Below are 16,955 nucleotides of genomic sequence, written 5' to 3'. Positions count from 1 at the left end.
ATAGTATCCTCCTCGGTTAGTTGGCAGGACGAATATGCCAGTCAAAAAACAAGTTGCCCCGAACGGTCAGATCATCGGTTAAGTGGATTTTCAGCATTCCCGCCGGGGTCCATGCATCCAGAACTTCTCCATATACTTCATACGGTCCATCCGGAAACCATACCGGCGAAAAATGAGATCTTCGCTGATAGGTACTGTATGGATTCTTTTGTAATTCAAAACTGGATGCATATCCTCCTGCCATTCGTTCTAACAGTCTCCAATACGTCTGATAGGCAAATTCAGGGAAATAGGTTACAACGTTTTGAGCTCCGGTTATTGCTGCAGATGAGGCATCAGAACTCACTCTGGCAGTTGCCTTCACATTAATCCCGTACCCGGATTTCATAACGCAGCCTTCCGCTGTTGGATTCCTCTCGTCGGGCTTGATTGACATGGAAGCGGATATACTGGCAAAGTATGGAATCCAGTCAAATTCATACCAGCCATGATCACAATAATACCCGGACTCATCTTCGCTCCCGTCGTGATATACCCAATGTTCCTGCCACCAGCAATCCCACTCTCCCCAGGTCAGCTCTGTCACATCTCGTTTATTTGGCACGTTTGGAAGGCGGTAGCTGTCGTTTCGATCGTTGGCCTGGGGATCCGGCGGTGGATTTTCATTCAAATCTACAACACGTACCGTCATTTGAGTCGTGCTCAAAGTTCCTTTATTGGATGATATCGTAATCTTGATATCCTGAGGTGTTGAAGGAGTATGCCATTTTACCCACACCAGCTGACTGCCGCCTTCTGGCATTACAATATCGGTCATCTGACACCTTCTCCCCTTAATGCGAAAAGTAACAGTGGCCTTGCTTCTGTTATTGATTTCCCGGTCAGAATACAGGCTTACTGCCGTAATCACATCCGTGTCGACTCGATATTCCTGATCGTATTCCATTTCTGTTACAGGAGGATCTTCTTCCGGCTGTGCCGCATAACTTACTATTCCGATTCCCAAAATCAAGATCATCTCGTTGGTTGTTCTGGCGCTTCCTTTTGGGCCGGTATAAGCCTTAAAGCCTAAATCATCACGCTCTAAAAACATGGATAAGGCAAAATTTTTCATTACAACCGTGGGAAAATGACTTCCTAAGTCTCCATTAGTTGTACGGTTATAAAGCCCGGCTTCCGTAACTGTCATAGCAAAAAATAAGTGATTGTACCAAAGATAGATTACAGGCTCTAAAATCACTTTATACTTGCCGGAAATCAAATCATTTAGCTCAATCCCTGTATAAGAAGCCACCATGGACGCAGCCCCTTCGGAACAAAAATAAGTTTTAATCGCATTCATGTCTGCTTTTCCGCTATTGGTTGTGATGATTTTGGGGATAGGGGTATCCGGATGAAAATACTCGTATTGTGTTTGTATATTCAGTGCTGCGCCATTTCGATATTGAAGTTTGCTCACTTTTCCAAAATTAAAAATATCGCTTGATACAGCCGCCACATTACTGTTGGTAAAATCAATCGGTGACGTCACCTGTTGGCCGGTTCCTGCATCTACTATCGTAATACGAATTCCTTCATAACCAGTTGGCCATTCATATCCTGCTACTCCCTGATTGACATGGCCGCCTCCTCCATCTATATTTCCATCCCCCTGTATCGCAAATGCCTTTGCAGACGGAACCAACCACAAGCATATACAAAGAATAATTGATAACAGCCTATGCTTTAATTTCATATGACTCCCTTCTTAAACGAAAAAAGAGACACCAACTTGGCATCTCTCTCTTTCTAGCGTATTCATCTACTGCATCGTTCCAACCTGTTTATTCCAATCTCCATCAGAATGAGCTGGTATCTCCGTTACTCCGCCTCCTGTCTCCACATAACCAAACCCAGGAACATACACCTGCCCCTGGTCGTTTGTCGAGCCGCCCTGCGGTTCTTCTGGTTTGGCAGTTGGCTGATCGCCCTCCTCATGGTCCGGTTCCACTTCCTGTGGCTCTCGCTCCCTGGCTGGCGGTGTCGCTTCCTCTGGAACCTGCAGCTTCGGTTCGGTCTCTTTAACGGCCTCAGTTGTCATCGTTACTGGATGCGTCTCCATTTCAACTGGACTTTCACGTTTCTCCATGTCAGCTTTCGTCGTCTGTACTTCCGTCTCCTCTGTTGACTCTTCCGTTTCAGCCTCTATAGCCGTCTCCGCCACCGTTATCTCCGGTACTGTTACCGATTCCATAACAAGTTCTGTTGTTTCTTCCAAAGCCATTGTCTCCTCTATCCTAACATCTGGCCTGGATAAATTGTATACTGCGATAATCAGACACACAACAAGAACTGCCAATCCGGCAGTAATTAATTTTCTTCGATTCATCATTTCTTTCATGATGGTCTGCACCTCCTGTTTGTTGTTTCGGATGCAGCGCCGTCTCTTCCTGTTTTATCCATTTTTATCATACAGGAGATCAGACGCTGTGTCCAGAAATAAATTATTACCATTTCCTTACACCTGTCTTGCTCATTCAAATTTGGGCATATAAGCAGATTTCACTTTTATCTGCATTTGAACTGGCGGAAACGATTCTCCGCCAAAAGATATCGGGATTTCCAGCCTTAATTTTGCAGTCACTTCCAGGTTATTTACAGCGCTTCCCGGACGTAAACGGACATTTTTGATATCCACGGACAGATTGGACAAACGGTACTCATATCCATTTTGCATTTCTTTGACATGGTATTTTCCATCACTTTCTGTATCCAGCAGTTCATCCAGCTGTTCATAGATGTCGCCATAATCTAAATTCTCCTCCCACTGATCTCCCGATAACCAGTAACCGCCGCTATATCCCTCGCGCAATCCATTATACACTTCGTCATAATTCGTTGTGGCAACGGATATAACTGCACTCTGCAGAGCATTTCTCACACCGTTTGCAATCACAGAGAGGCGGAAAAACTCTGACAAAGCGCATAAGGTGAACAGCAGCGCCAGAATCAGTGCTATTGTGAGAGGCGTAGTATTTCCATTTTTATCCTTAACAAGTTTCTTAATCTCTCGCATTTTTCCTCCATTACTTGTAATAAACTTCGCTCTTCCCGCTTGCTCTGGCCCTGATTTCAACCGGAAAGGATCCAAATTGGAAAAAACCCAGATTGATCCGGCAGGTCAACGTTACCGCAATATCACCATTAAGCTGGACTTTACTCCCCTCAAAGTAGTCACAATCCCAGGATATCTCCGGGTCTAGTCCTGTTTCCTCCCGTAACTCCTCGATCCTACGATTCACGCTGGTACTTCCCACGATCTCCGCCTGCCGGACAATCTCATCAGCAAACCGGTTCAATTGCTGTTTCACCATAAAAACAGGAAACAGACTCACCGCCAAAGCTATAACCAGCATCAGGCAGAGAATTCCAACGGCGATATCAATGTACCCCTCTCCTCTTTTCTCTCTCAAAACATTCCTCATATTTCCTCCTCTAAAACATACCAGACATGGTTCCTAAAATCTGATACGCCATAACGCCCATATAGATCATCAGCATACAAGCCAACAGCAGGAAAGAATATCTCCGAATTTTAGGCGGCCGTTCCAACGCCAGCTTCTTTAAGCGCTGGATTTCCAGTTGTTTCATATCGTGGCCCATCATTTGGAAATAAGCCACACCGTCGTCACCTCGTATTACTCCAATCAGCCCCCGAACCACATCGGAAACCATAGCGCTTGACACCCTGGATTCCATTCTGGTAAGCGCTGCCTCATAACTTCCGGTCCGCATGTCCGCAGTTGTAACAGACAGTTCTCTTTTCAGGGCAGGACCTGCATGTTTCTGATATGTCTCCAGCATTGATAGCACATCACGGCTGGCAAGCAGTTCCTGTGTGATTGTAGCCACAAACCTTGGCAATTCATATTCGATGGCCTCACGGCTGTCTCTCACAGTCTTTTCTGCTTTGCCGGTTTCTGAAAAGAGAACGCCAATCCCCATAATCAAAAACGCTGGTGCAAGTATCGGTATCACGGCCAGACACGGCAACGCTCCAAAAAATACCAGTCCGGACTTAACGTATGCCTGTGCCAGATATACTTCCGGCGTCTCCTTAATCCCTGCCGAATGCAGAACCATAACAAGTTTTCGTCTTTTATAAGCATCCATAGGCACAAAAGGAGACAGCTTCACAGCCAGTTCCATGATAGCTGCATCCGAATTTTTCGCCTTTTTCTTTTGTCTTCCCACAGATAAAATGGCTCTCCTGGCTCGAAAGGTAGAAATTTTCAATAAATGCGCCAGAATCAAATAAATTCCCATAGAAAAACTCAAGGCAAATAATAGTAAAATATAATAATGCATAGAAACCTCCTGTTAACGCTTATACTCGATGGGCTTTGTATGCTTTACAACAGCGGCAAGGGAGAAAAAGATCACGCCCCCACTAATTGCCAGAAGCATTTTTCCAAAGGCTGTAAACATCAGAGTTTTATACCACTCCTGGTTTAGAAAATATAAAAGCGGAATGCTTCCCAAAACCAGAATCACCATAGTGATGTATTCCTTCACAGGCTCATAAATCAGTAAATCAAGTTCTGCCGATACAACACGCATGTCCGACAGCTTCCCTACAATAGGAACTAACGTGGATTTTAGATTATGGTCATCCTGGCAGGCGATCACCGCCTCCACCCATTCCTGAAACACGTCGCTGTCTATGGCAAGTTTCAGCTTTTCCAGCGCCTCCTTTAAATTGGAATGAATGAGCTTTGATTCCATGAGAAAGTCACGAAAAACCTCTGACACAGGCGGATTAAGATAGGGGAGATTTTCTTCTACTGCCCTTAAAAACGTATTTTTATTTCTCATATAACTCGATGTAATCATGGAAAGCGCTGTTTCCAGTTCTCCGTTTATCTGTTTCTTCTGTTTGGATGCGGTAAATAGAACGTAATAAAAAGGCAGCAAGGGAAACCCCGCCGCCAGGACTGGAACCATAAAAATATTTTTCATGGACAGGGCCAGCAATACCCCAGCCACAAACAGCATCATAGACAGGACGCATATCATGGAGAACTTCTCCTGTCGTCCCGTAATACGTAGAATCGCCTGAACTTCCAGAACCAGCCTCTTCACTCCTTTGGGTGGCTTTTGATTCCGGCTTTCCCGGATCCGACGCTTCAAGCTGTTGTCTTTTGGCTTAATCCATTTAGTCAGTCCTTCCAGAAATTCAAACGGTGATAATCCAATCACTAGAAAACTGCCGCCAATGCATAAAAAAGCTGCTATAGTAATGATTACTGTCATACCTTCTTCTCCCCTTCCAACATCCGATCCAGAAATTTTTGCGAAAGTCCGTTTTCCCGCAGCCGTTTCTGCAATCCTTCCGACAAATTTTCCACGTTCTCATACTGCCCGATAATTTTCGTTTTTCCATCCACAACCAGACTATCTGCGATATGAAATCGGTACAGAGTACGCATACGCCTTGTCCCATTTGGCAGTGTCTCACACTCCGTAATCTCCATCATGCGTCTGGAGTTATCTTCCAACCGCTTTGCAAACGCTACAATAGGAAATGCCTTCGTAGCAAGACTCTGCAGTGTATCATCATCCATTCCCGGCTGTTCCTGTTTGCAGAGCGTCACCATTCGATAATAGGTATCTTCACAGGAATTGGCATGGATTGTGGTAATCACGGAATGACCTGTATTGGCCGCGTTAATGGCCTGCATACTCTCACCGCCTTTCATTTCCGCCACTGCTATGCAGTCCGGATTGATCGTCAGTGTGGTCTCCAACAATTTGATTAAGTCAATGTTTTGTCTCGGATCGTCCGAGGTCCGCGTTACCAGATGGACCACATTGTTTAAGACATTTCCAGATTCATCACTTACCGTAAGATCAAATTCGCGGCAGCCCTGTTCAATGGTTACAATTCGTTTGTGATAGGGGACCTGAGACAGAATCCAACTCATAAGTGTGGTTTTCCCTGACGAAGTGGCACCGGTGATACACATGGAAACACCATGGCTGTAGCATTGGGAAAGAAGCTCCAGCATCTCTTCTGTGGCTGTCCCGTACTCAACGAACTGTTTCATCGTCAGTTTTCTCGGGTTGACAATACGAATCGAAGCTGCCAGTCCCTTATCCTGGTCGATGACACCGTCTCCCATTACCGTAATCCGGACTTTATTATTTAAGTGGCCCACCACAATGGTCTGGGCGTTATCAAAAATCATACCGGATTTATGCAGCAGCCTTCGAATTACATCGACAGCATGGCCAGGGCTGTTAAACTGTTCTTTTGCCGGTAAGATTTCCCCGCTGGAATACGTTATTTTCACATCTTTCCACTGATTAATATTGATTTCCTCCACATCATCCCGATTTAAGTATTTTGTCAGGAATGAAAAACCAGTCATTTCTCCGTAAAGGAGTTCGCACAATTCGCTGCGGTCTATATCTTCCACACACACGCGTTTCTGCTCGATGTATTTTTCGATATAGGACTGAATCAATTCCCGGTTATCGTCCGGGTTGTCCTTTAACACCGACGCATAGGTACTCGATATATATTCCTGAACTTCATGCAGCACTTCCGCAAATGGTTTCTTAATAGCCTCCGGTTCCAGCGCTTTCATGGTGTCCCGGATATTGACAATCTCCTGCATCTCTTTGCTCTCCTTTAAAATTCACCCTTGCTTTTCCGAAACATCAGGGAAAATCTCCCCAATCCCCCGGCTTTTTCTTTGACTGGCTTCGTCTGCTCTTTCGGCTTTGATTTCACTTTTTCTTTCTCCGGCTTTGTGGGGCGAATCTTTTCTTTTTTCTCTGCCGCCGTCTGAGACCTTCTGCTGTTTCCTTCTTCCTGTCCCACCTGATCGGCTTCATCGATCTGATCCGCTAATTTCCTTATTGCCGCCAGGTAAGCCGCTGCCTCCTTACCTGCCAGCGACTCGAAAAGGGCCTGCTCATCGTATTGCTGTTCCAGTGCCATGAGATGCGGCAGTATCCCATCCACTCCGCCATATTGAACAGATACCGCCTCCCACTCCTGGCCGGTCTTTAGATTGCCTAAATACATTCTTTGCTTTTCCGGCTGAAATCTTCGATCCGATAACAAGCTACTCCGCGATTCAAAGTAGGATATTCCCCGTAGATTGGAAGTTCCAATCTTAATGATCTGGTCCGATAATTCCATAGCAAGCATCGACAGTACATCCGCCTCAAACACAGCGGAACAATCCATAATAATAAAATCTGCCAGGTATCGCAGACATACCAGAAAATCCACAGCCCGATCCCTCGTAATCTGTGGATATGCCATCAGGCTGTCTCCCAGTCGATACCCCAACAGACTGATATATCCGTTTTCTTTTATAGGGATGCAGGAATCCAGAATCATCTTCTGGGTGAGCGATGGGGTCGTCAAAAGTGTGCCAACACTGACCTGTTCTTCCGGACAGGAAACTACAAAAGGGATCACCGGTGTGAATGGATCACAGAAAACAAGGATCACGTTTTTCTTTTTCTCCGCCAATTCTGCGGCCAGCTTGATGCTGGCTGTGGTTTTTCCGCTACCCGGGCTTCCCATAACCGCAATAATCTTATTTTGTACCATACTTCCTCCATCATTGCTGCTCATTTTCCACTACCGCATCTCCTGCCGGTTCCAGTTCTGGGTTTGCCCATTCTCCAAGGTCGTCTGTGCCTCCTGACTCATCACGATCCTTTTTGGGGTCTTCTGTCTCTTCTGGATAAAGTTCTTTTAATACCGATGCCTGCTCATCTAAAAACTTTTGAGCCTGAGTACTCTCTCCCCGAAATACCAGGGCGGCATGGAGTTTTCCCGTTTGCTCCAGTTCCGCCAATAGTCTGGACTGCTCCGGCGAAGCTAAAACCGTAATCGTTGACGCCAGTTCCTCTTCTTCCCCGTTCCCACGCTCCTGTACATTCTGATCGCTTCCGCTGCTCCCGGTCGTCGCTATGATTTCCACATACTGCAGTTCCGGATACACAAGCGTCTCCCTCTGGCTTCCCACATCCGCCGCTATGAGAGATACGATATCTCCGGCTTCCAGTTTTCCCGACAGGCCGGAAGCAAAGGATTTAATGGATACAGATATCGCACGATTTTCTCCATTTAGTTTATTCAGATACGCATTCCGAAGCATCGGTGTATCTGACAGCTTGCTTTTTAAGATATAATCCCCTTTATAGAGATCTGCATTTGCGTATTTTCCGACTACCTCCTCTATTTTGTAAATCACATTGGAGGGCAGATTATATCCCACCGCTTCCACACTTGTCACCATTTTATCGGTAATCTGTTCTCCCGTCCTGATTTCTTTGGTCACCCGAACTAAAGTCACTTTCGACTTCAAAGCATCGTTAAACATAGGGGTAATCCCAAAACAAATCAGAAGGGATACCACAATACAAATCAATCCTAATATGATACGGTTTTTTAAAAATTTCTTCATTACCTATTCCTCCATCAATTAATTAAACTTGCCGCCATACATCCGGCTGTTAAATACGGTATCAATGCAAAGGGGGCATTCCGATTTCTCAAGAATGCCCCCTGCACTAATACAGCCAGTGTCAGTCCTATGATTGCCGCAGCAATCCCCTTTTCCATGCCCAGGAAAAAACCGCTGGCTGCCATCAGCTTAATGTCTCCGCCACCGATACTATCAGGCTTTTTCAAGGCCGCTGCCAGAAATGGAAGCGGCACAAGAAAAAATCCAAGCAGGGAAGACAGCAAGCGAATCCCTGGAATTGCTGCCAATAAGATCAGCACATGGACAGAATCAGGAACCGTATGGGTTTTATGATCCCTGACCGACGCATATAGGAGTATCGCATAAAATACTAAATTCTTAACCATACCTCACTACTCCCTTTTCCTATTCTATCCCCACTCGCGCATTGCACGGTAGGGATAGATCTGCTGACTCCTCGAAAAACGGATTATGTTAACGATTTGATCCGCCACACTCAGATTATTCTGATCCTTCGTACACATCATAACGCTGCCAAATATCCCGGTTAAAATCGTCACCACAGTTGCTGCCACATTTCTAAAAATCAACCAGACAGCTCCTGCAGCCAGAAAACCAAAAAGAGCCCCTGCCATGCTCTGCAAAAGCTCTCTTTTTCCAAACCCATTAAACAATTCATTCTCCGATTTCACGCCGCTTGGAATATACAAAATCAGCGTTTCCGTATTAACCACCTGCCTTTTTCGTTTATGTATAGTAATATAGTACTATATCTTTTAACTGCCAGATGCACTCTGCTATGATCCAGAAAACAACGGTATTTTTCGACCGTTTTCGATATTGGCCTGCCTCTTCTTCTGCTCCCGAAAGCCGCACCATACAATAGAGAAAACGCAGCGCAGCTCCCGTCCGGATAATTGATATGACAAACAAAGATAAATCGTCTATTGTTACCTCCATGACTCTCTCCTATTTTCTGATTTTCTGAACCATTCCAGCCAGGCGTACAGAATGATAGACATTGTTAATGACTCCTCCGCCACCGCTGTTTACCAGTAGGAAATCGCGTAAAAAGGATGGCGTTTTGATAGCCAGTACCAGACAGGCCAGTCCCCAAAAGATATTCATATTGATCCCAACGTTCAACATCATTCCTATTCCCAGTTTGCAGAGACTGATCTGGATTACTACAGCAAGAGTGCTTTGAAAAAACTTCATCATGTAATTGCGAAATACACCCTTGTCGTTATCCAAAAGCCCGACACAGGCTAACGGAATTCCAATCCGTAAAATCATGATTTCCAGTCCCCTCATCAGGAACTGGAAATACAGAATAAAATAACAGATAACAAAGATCAGGCCAAAAATAGCGGTTACAAGCCCCAATGACGCCATTCCATCTACCCACGCCTGCCAGCTGTAATTCGTTGCAGCACCGACTCCCGTAAGAAGCTGGTTGATCAACTCTTCTGCTATGCCTGCCAACCAGCCATATAGAAGCGGAAAACAGACGGCAACTACGATTGCTTCTACAAACCGGATCATAAGTCCGGCCGGTTCCATGTCTGGATCTCCATCAGTCCACATGATATAGCACTCAAATCCCTTTTTCAGAAATTTCAAGACAATCATGGATATCCCGAATCCCAGCATAATATCGAACAGCACAGTAACCATGCTGCCACCGGACGTGGCAACCATATAGCGGTCCGCATAGAGTGTCATGGGAATTAAGTCATTCAACATCTGGTCAATAAATGCAATCGCCCCATTTAATACGGCCACCAGCAGTGCAAGCAGGATCGCTTCCAAATAGATTCACCTCCTGCCTGTCTCCACGTTTCATTCATCACCTTCGGTTTCCTTTATAAAAGAATCGTATGCGTTTAAAACGGCTGTTTCAATTCTGGTACGGCAATCGGGTGTAATCGGAAAACATACATCGTGGTACTCTCCATCCGGATCCTTTGTGCTTGGCATAAACACCCGCAAACCGTTTTCACATTCTACCACACGCACACCGGTTACCAGAAAAGAATCTGCCAGACAAAGCGTCGCATACGCTTTTAGGTGTCCGGCCCGCTCAAATCCTTTTGATATTCTTGCAGTTACTTTCAATGAAATCACTCCAATCTTTGAATTAGCCGTTGTAGTTAAAAAGGTTTTGAATTTTAGATTGCAGGGTAGGTAAGATGGTATCTTTGAATAACGTATACAGTCCGGCCAGCAGCAAAGCTCCAACGACAACACTAATTAAAATTTTTAACGCGGTATCCACGAATCCTTCCGCCGTATTCTGTTTAAGAGTCTCAAACACCCTCTCTTTTACCCGAATTCCTCTTACATAGCCTGCAATTAACATCTGGTTCATTTTTTCATTTAATCTTCTCATAATGATTTCCTCTCTTTTCTTTTACTGATAATAACCAATAATTACATTTAACGTGGCGCTGCCTAACACAGCTCCTATGCACGAAACCACCGCAACCATGATCCGGTTGTTCCATTTTTATTGCGATAGGTAAGCCTTTGATTTTATCTCCGGCTTTTCCCCCGCACCAAACCGAGCATGACAGTTTCCCATCACTCGGCTTTCCATCGTAGACAATCCCTGTACTAACCTACACAATTTTGAACCTAAAGAAATTCGTTTTAGATGATTTCACGCCCTGCAAGAACTCTGAATTTGTTCACTTTCGTGAGTTGCTTATTGTCAAGGTTTAGCTTTTCAAGATACTTTGTAATAACATCAGCGTTGACAGCATGGATAAGCCTGTGAACGTCCACTGTTACCAACGATAAGTTCATGTAGCCATCTCCTCCGCCCAAATAGGTAGGGATTTTATGATGGCAGTGCATATCGCCGATTTCCAATGTTGCTTTTGTTACCGCACATTTACCCTTTTGCGCTGAATAAAGCGATAAACGATTGTCGTTGTACTCAATGCTTCTCCCAATGACTGGATTTCGCATGAGATACAAAAGCATGTCCATATCCACACATTCCAGATTTTTGTGTATTTCATTCCTGCCCTCTACCGTGTATTTATTGATTATCAGCTTCTTAAACATCGGATTTTTATGCTGTATAAAGCTGATTGGGGCAAGGGCAGTGTTGTGGACATATTTTAGCTGTTTGCTTTTTCCATACCGTTCTTTGATACATTCGGGAAGATGTTTCCCTGTCTGCTTTAACCCTTTCTTAATTCTTGCTTTTAAGCTCTTTTTGACCGAAAAGGCAATTTGAGAGAAATCCAACGATACATGGGTGGCACTACTGTAATAATTGTGAATACCGATAACGTAGGCGTTATAGTTTAACACTGCCTCGTACCCTGTTTTTCCACCACTTGGTCGCTGAATCTCCTTAATCAGTGCTATGGTTCTTTCTTTAATTTTCTTTGCCGCTTTTGTTCCAACGTGAGATTTTACGGTATATTTTTCTTTCCCTGACTTTTCTTTGCCATTTTTGTGGAGCTTGATTTTGAACCCCACAAATTCGGAGTAGTGACGCTTCAAGTTCATAATTTTTGACTTCTCCCTGCTTATTTCAAGACCCAATCTATCCTTTAGCCATGATTTTGTAGCAGCAAATATTTTTTCAGCGTCCTTGCGGTTACGGCAAAAGATTTTGAAGTCATCTGCATATCTGACAATGTAGCATTCTTTCAGATTTGTTTTTCGCAGTTTGGTATATAGCTTGCCTTTATCAAGTTTTCCATTATCTTTTCTGTGGTAAGCCTTATGGGTATGGGTCTTCATTTCTTCCCATTGACTCGTTATCCACCAGTCCAGTTCATTGAGCACCACATTAGACAACAGGGGCGAAATAATGCCTCCTTGCGGTGTTCCTTCGGTTGGAAAACCAATTCCTGCAACCTCTGCTTTCAACATTGCTGAAATAATACTGATTAACTTTTTGTCCCTTATTCCCAACGTCCATAGCTGTTTCAACAGTTTTCCATGCTTCACGTGGTCGAAAAATCCATGAATATCAATATCTACTACATATTGAAGTCCGTCCACTTGCATGAATTTGTAACACTGTGCCAATGCGTGTTCGGTGCTTCTGTTTGGTCTGAAGCCATTGCTCCGCTCATGAAATTTTGCTTCACAAATCGGCTCTAAAACCTGCAATATACACTGTTGTATCAGCCTGTCCATGATTGTCGGTATCCCTAATGGGCGGGTTTTTCCATTGCCTTTTGGTATTTCAACCCTGCGTACTGCCTGTGGTTCATACCATGCTAATTTCTTTCTCACAAATTGGATTAAGCGTTCGTCTTGCCATTTTGCTAAATGTTTAATGGTTTTCCCATCTGTTCCTGCGGTTTTACTTCCCTTATTTTTCTTGATATTTCTGTAAGCAAGCTTAATATTTTCTTCACTTGCAATCACTTCCACAAGGTTTTTGAATATCTGATTTACCTTGCTTTGCTGATACAGTTCATCTTGAATTTCTTGGAAATTATAGTATTCCGCATTGCGTAATTTTTGCTTTTTCGGTTTCTCTTCGGTTTTCAAAGTCGGCTAATCTCCTTGGAATAGGATTTTGCCTTTTTTAGTCATACTCGAACCTTTGCGTATTGTGTAATTAGAAATTTGAGATTGCAATACGACTACAGCCCATCCCTCCACCGCTTACTTTTTTCACGGTTTCACAGGTACTATGGCTGCTCTATCAGCCGGATAAAAGCAAGTTATACAGCACCTTTGGTGACACTGCTTTCCTTGCCAACGCTTCAATGCGTGCAACCGCTCCACGTTCCGACCTTTCCACGTTCCGATATTCCTATCTGTGCATATATCCGTAGGCTGTCCTATGAGCCTGTGTGCTTGATACCGCCTGTAACGATATAGGGAATTTCATAACCAGAATTTTTACTTTACCCCACACACATCACAATAAAGTGACTGCGACGTTTTCCATCGCCTAATGGTCTAGACCCTTACATTCGGACTTTTGTCAGTAGCTTGTCGCTACATTCTCACCATAGATATTTTATAGACCCCCGACCTAACACCCACAACCACCTCTGGTTTGCGTTTGCCTTACCGTTGTTTCTAATGTTGACCACGAGTAAAGCGAGTGTATTCAGCCGACTTCAACGAGCTGCATCAGGGTTAGGTCAATTTGCAGACCGCCCTTTTGTCGTAGTATTAGGGGAGCGTTTCAAGGCGTTACCCTCTCATTCCACTCATCGGAATATCAGTTAGAAAAGCATTTGCTTTTCCGCTGTTTTTACCTTGTGTTAGGCTTGCACCCAAAACAAGTTTGTTAGCAGCAACGTGTCGCTACACTCTGATCCATCTCGTCAGCCGCAGAACGGCGGATACAAAAGTAAATAATCAATAACCCTGTTACAATGGGGGCTATCACCATCAAAAAGGTGGTCAAGTCCTGAATTAACTGCTGCGTACCGGTCGCTAGTTTACTGTCGCTGATGCCGCCAGTCGCATACGCGGTTATGGTATTCGTCAAAAAAAGCGGCGCAGCCATGATACTGACTTTCGCCGCTTTTTCGCTCCATTCTTTAATCGTCTTCCTCATTGTTTCCTGCACTTCCTCCTCGCTTCATAAATTTTTCTGAAAACAGGGGACTTCCCGGCATAGCCTCACCAAATTGTCTCTGGCGTCCCTCCTGCATTTGTAGTTCTTTGACGTAATAAATCCAAATATTCCACAGCGGAATTTCACCTCCTGTTTCCGTCATGATCGGACGCTTCCGCTCCCGTTCTTCCCTGACTTTCCGATTGTGCTCCTGATCATCCAGCCCCAACATTCGATTAAACTGCCACTTCGATAAATCCGGCGACACCATCATGGCGGGATGGGCCCTGGATACCACAATCTGATACGGCCTCGATACCCGCCTGATTTCATCCGTAGTCAACAAATCTCTTGCAACCAAACTGATGCTGCTGGATGTAGATGGATTGACATACCTTCCATGCTGACTGGATAGCTGATACGCTGAAGTCGTATATTTTCCCAGCTTCTCACATATTTCAGATAGCGTCTCCTTGTCATCTGCCTGTAAATATACCCACGTCTGGCAGTTAGATTTCACGATAGAAGCCGTCTCCTTGCTGTATTTTTCTGTCAATTGCTCGAAACTTTGCAGGAAAAAGTGAAACCGGCATCCTCTTCCTGCCGCGACAGTTAATTTATTGGTTAGATCGTTAATCTTTGTAAAATTGCCGAATTCCTCCATAATGAAATTCACCCGATTTTTCAATCTGCCGCCGCGTTCATCGGATTGATGTACTAAGAGTTCATACAACTGTGAAACCATCAGGCTCGCAATCGGATAATACGTTGTTTTTTCATCAGGCAAAATAAAGAACAATACCTGTTTCTTTCTCCCCAAATCAGAAATATCACGATCCGATCGATGGGTAATCGAATAGATAGACTTTGACGTAAAGAGCCGCAATGTCGTGAGCGCCGAGGTATAAAAACTTCCCTTGGTTCTGCTGGGTGCCACATCAGAAATTGATAAAAGCGCCCTGGCCGGATGCCCCGGCTTTAAGCGCTTCACATACTCCTGCATGGGAGTTTTATTTCCCACAGTCTTACACATTTCAGCCAGAAACCAGTAGACGTTCGTCAGATTCTGATATTCCGGCCTCCTGGCATTGTCCATTACCACACAGAGAATCGCTGCCGCAATCGTTGATTTCTCTCCATTCTCCCAGATTTTTTCATTGCTGGTGTTATCCCCTACCAGGATATTCGTGATATCCCAGGCATACATCTGCGCATGTTCCGTGTCTCCCCGGCTTACTGCATCAATCACTGGCTGCAATAAATTATACCGACTGCTTTTTTCCGTATTCTTAAAATCAAGGCAGATCACATCGTAATTCAGTTTTTCTAAAAAGGCCGATGTATACTCATAAAGTTCTGCTTTGGGATCACTGATCACCATACTTTCTCCGGATAGCGCCATCAGGCAAATGGATTGTAGAACCAGAGTTCTTGTTTTTCCAGAACGAGTGGCTCCGATCGTCAGGGTATGGCTGTCATCCGATATATAGTGAATCTTCTCTCTTCCCCCTTCCTTTTTCATTCCAATTACTATTCCTCCCCTATCCATAAGGCAGTATGGATCCTCTTTTCTGTCCCATTCTAACTGCGGTACTTTTCGAGGTTCCGGCGCTGCCTGCCTTTCAATCGCCGTTTGAAATTGATAATCGACCAGTTCAAAACCTTCCTCTTCTCCTTTCTTTTCGATTGCCTTTTCTCTCGTCTCCTTTTTTTCTATGGGAACGACAACGGGATTCTTTCTTCTGTCCTTTAAATGAACTCCGTTCTCTGTTTCCTGCTTACCATGATTTGGCCCTTTCAAAAAATCGAGTCCTTCAAACCCAGTCCTTATCAACTGCTTCACTACCGGATGAGAGGGATCCAGCCAGAACACATCAAATATCTGATCCTTTTCTTTCTCTCTCAACCACCGGGATGACCCGTGCTGGTACTGTCCAACAGCCACCGGCGTCTCAATATCCTCCGTTACCTTTACAAGATCGCTCTGATACGACCGGCTGTTTTGAATAAAGAACAGCAAACACACCAAAAGAATCATACCTTCAAACGCCAGAAACAGAAGGCGTTGCTGTCTCTGTTCTGCAAGCCCCGAAAGGCATGTTCCTATTGGCAATAAAACCAGGGTACGGTACTGGCGAGACATAAGTCCATGCAGTGATGCGGTAAAATATAGGTTGAACAAAGAACCTATTCCAATCAATGCAGTACTTAAAATGATCCTTTCTTTCAGCTTCATAACTCTGGCCCTTCTGTTTCAAGAATTCCCCGGTTCATTTGTAATCCCGGATAAAGCTGTTGAAGCATTTCTAAAACTTCCGGCCGAATCTCCCCCAGAATCTCTCTCCTGGATACTGCCATACGATCCTCGTCAATTGGATGATACAGATGAACCGTATCACTGAACTTTGCCCCCGGCCCACAACCTGGGCCATGGCTGGCATACCAAATTTGATTGCGTGGCATACGGTATTCCGGTTTTAAACTGCTGTAAGATAGTACAACCAACCGACTTTCATAGTTTCTATTGTGGCTTTCTTCAATACAATCTCGTTCTGACAGTAGCTCATTTCCATCTATGCTGATCGGATAAGATTTTATTTCCAATGGCTTCGGCACATAAAAAACGGGAATGTTATGCTCCTTTGCAAAATTGATTTCTCCCCGCATTCCCTCACTGTGAATCTTTCCCATAACCCAGAGTTCATCTGACTTTTCCAGCATATTGAGCCCCATCTCCAGCCCAGCTTTCCTCTGCTCTGGAATCGTGTCAGGATAAAATTGTGCAAAGTAAAGGTGCGGCGCAAACGCAACCACACCCGATTCCAATGCATTTTTACAATATTGTTTTGCAAGTCTGATATTCGTTTCATAATCCCCTCGGTAGGGGCTGCATAGGTATACCAACCGCATAC

General features: G+C 44.5%; 19 protein-coding genes. All 19 read right to left on the bottom strand.

The features are described 5' to 3' along the window. Window positions 1–16: 16 nt before the first annotated feature. The gene (locus H8S80_RS24225) at window positions 17–1,735 is read right to left on the bottom strand and encodes a DUF8195 domain-containing protein (protein WP_025532131.1); all 1,719 of its coding nucleotides are present in this window, start codon (window positions 1,733–1,735) and stop codon (window positions 17–19) included. Window positions 1,736–1,801: 66 nt separating this feature from the next. Further along, window positions 1,802–2,368 carry a DUF6550 family protein gene (locus H8S80_RS24220; protein ID WP_333491729.1) on the bottom strand — a complete coding sequence of 189 codons (567 nt, stop codon included), beginning with the start codon at window positions 2,366–2,368 and terminating at the stop codon, window positions 1,802–1,804. Between the two features lie 144 nt (window positions 2,369–2,512). Continuing rightward, complete coding sequence (locus tag H8S80_RS24215; RefSeq protein WP_243006203.1) at window positions 2,513–3,115, bottom strand: hypothetical protein; 603 nt, start codon at window positions 3,113–3,115, stop codon at window positions 2,513–2,515. Then, a complete protein-coding gene (locus H8S80_RS24210; RefSeq protein ID WP_006772905.1) occupies window positions 3,066–3,464 on the bottom strand; it encodes a DUF4320 family protein in 399 nt (132 codons plus the stop codon). The genes H8S80_RS24215 and H8S80_RS24210 overlap by 50 nt, the downstream gene beginning before the upstream one ends. A 10-nt stretch (window positions 3,465–3,474) precedes the next feature. Then, window positions 3,475–4,233 (bottom strand): type II secretion system F family protein, encoded by a 759-nt coding sequence (locus H8S80_RS24205; protein ID WP_320959168.1) that lies wholly within the window; start codon window positions 4,231–4,233, stop codon window positions 3,475–3,477. A gap of 126 nt (window positions 4,234–4,359) precedes the next feature. After that, entirely contained in the window at window positions 4,360–5,292 is a 933-nt protein-coding gene (locus tag H8S80_RS24200; RefSeq protein WP_006772903.1) for a type II secretion system F family protein, read from the bottom strand. Then, a complete protein-coding gene (locus H8S80_RS24195) occupies window positions 5,289–6,659 on the bottom strand; it encodes a CpaF/VirB11 family protein (protein ID WP_117502196.1) in 1,371 nt (456 codons plus the stop codon). The genes H8S80_RS24200 and H8S80_RS24195 overlap by 4 nt, the downstream gene beginning before the upstream one ends. A gap of 14 nt (window positions 6,660–6,673) precedes the next feature. Continuing rightward, a complete protein-coding gene (locus H8S80_RS24190; RefSeq protein WP_181987982.1) occupies window positions 6,674–7,609 on the bottom strand; it encodes an AAA family ATPase in 936 nt (311 codons plus the stop codon). A 10-nt stretch (window positions 7,610–7,619) separates the two neighbouring features. Further along, a complete protein-coding gene (cpaB, locus tag H8S80_RS24185; protein ID WP_006771455.1) occupies window positions 7,620–8,471 on the bottom strand; it encodes a Flp pilus assembly protein CpaB in 852 nt (283 codons plus the stop codon). Between the two features lie 14 nt (window positions 8,472–8,485). Then, window positions 8,486–8,878, bottom strand: a complete 393-nt coding sequence (locus tag H8S80_RS24180; protein ID WP_006771456.1) for a prepilin peptidase — start codon at window positions 8,876–8,878, stop codon at window positions 8,486–8,488. 24 nt (window positions 8,879–8,902) lie between these two features. Continuing rightward, window positions 8,903–9,226 (bottom strand): hypothetical protein, encoded by a 324-nt coding sequence (locus H8S80_RS24175; protein ID WP_006771457.1) that lies wholly within the window; start codon window positions 9,224–9,226, stop codon window positions 8,903–8,905. Window positions 9,227–9,239: 13 nt separating this feature from the next. Continuing rightward, window positions 9,240–9,452 carry a hypothetical protein gene (locus H8S80_RS24170; RefSeq protein ID WP_006771458.1) on the bottom strand — a complete coding sequence of 71 codons (213 nt, stop codon included), beginning with the start codon at window positions 9,450–9,452 and terminating at the stop codon, window positions 9,240–9,242. 9 nt (window positions 9,453–9,461) lie between these two features. Next, window positions 9,462–10,304, bottom strand: a complete 843-nt coding sequence (locus H8S80_RS24165; RefSeq protein WP_006771459.1) for a conjugal transfer protein TrbL family protein — start codon at window positions 10,302–10,304, stop codon at window positions 9,462–9,464. A gap of 30 nt (window positions 10,305–10,334) precedes the next feature. Then, window positions 10,335–10,619: a SpoVG family protein gene (locus H8S80_RS24160; protein ID WP_006771460.1), complete on the bottom strand. Its 285-nt coding sequence runs from the start codon at window positions 10,617–10,619 to the stop codon at window positions 10,335–10,337. A 13-nt stretch (window positions 10,620–10,632) separates the two neighbouring features. Next, the gene (locus H8S80_RS24155; protein ID WP_006771461.1) at window positions 10,633–10,884 is read right to left on the bottom strand and encodes a DUF6133 family protein; all 252 of its coding nucleotides are present in this window, start codon (window positions 10,882–10,884) and stop codon (window positions 10,633–10,635) included. Window positions 10,885–11,144: 260 nt separating this feature from the next. Further along, window positions 11,145–13,016 carry a group II intron reverse transcriptase/maturase gene (gene ltrA, locus H8S80_RS24150; protein WP_006771462.1) on the bottom strand — a complete coding sequence of 624 codons (1,872 nt, stop codon included), beginning with the start codon at window positions 13,014–13,016 and terminating at the stop codon, window positions 11,145–11,147. A 754-nt stretch (window positions 13,017–13,770) separates the two neighbouring features. After that, the gene (locus H8S80_RS24145) at window positions 13,771–14,043 is read right to left on the bottom strand and encodes a hypothetical protein (RefSeq protein WP_006771463.1); all 273 of its coding nucleotides are present in this window, start codon (window positions 14,041–14,043) and stop codon (window positions 13,771–13,773) included. Further along, the gene (locus H8S80_RS24140) at window positions 14,027–16,279 is read right to left on the bottom strand and encodes a VirD4-like conjugal transfer protein, CD1115 family (protein WP_006771464.1); all 2,253 of its coding nucleotides are present in this window, start codon (window positions 16,277–16,279) and stop codon (window positions 14,027–14,029) included. The genes H8S80_RS24145 and H8S80_RS24140 overlap by 17 nt, the downstream gene beginning before the upstream one ends. Continuing rightward, window positions 16,276–16,953, bottom strand: a complete 678-nt coding sequence (locus H8S80_RS24135) for a DUF7768 domain-containing protein (protein WP_006771465.1) — start codon at window positions 16,951–16,953, stop codon at window positions 16,276–16,278. The genes H8S80_RS24140 and H8S80_RS24135 overlap by 4 nt, the downstream gene beginning before the upstream one ends. Window positions 16,954–16,955: the final 2 nt, after the last annotated feature.

Source organism: Hungatella sp. L36 (genome assembly GCF_014288035.1).
Note: the sequence above shows the minus strand (reverse complement) of the source record. Positions and strands in the feature narration are given on the sequence as shown.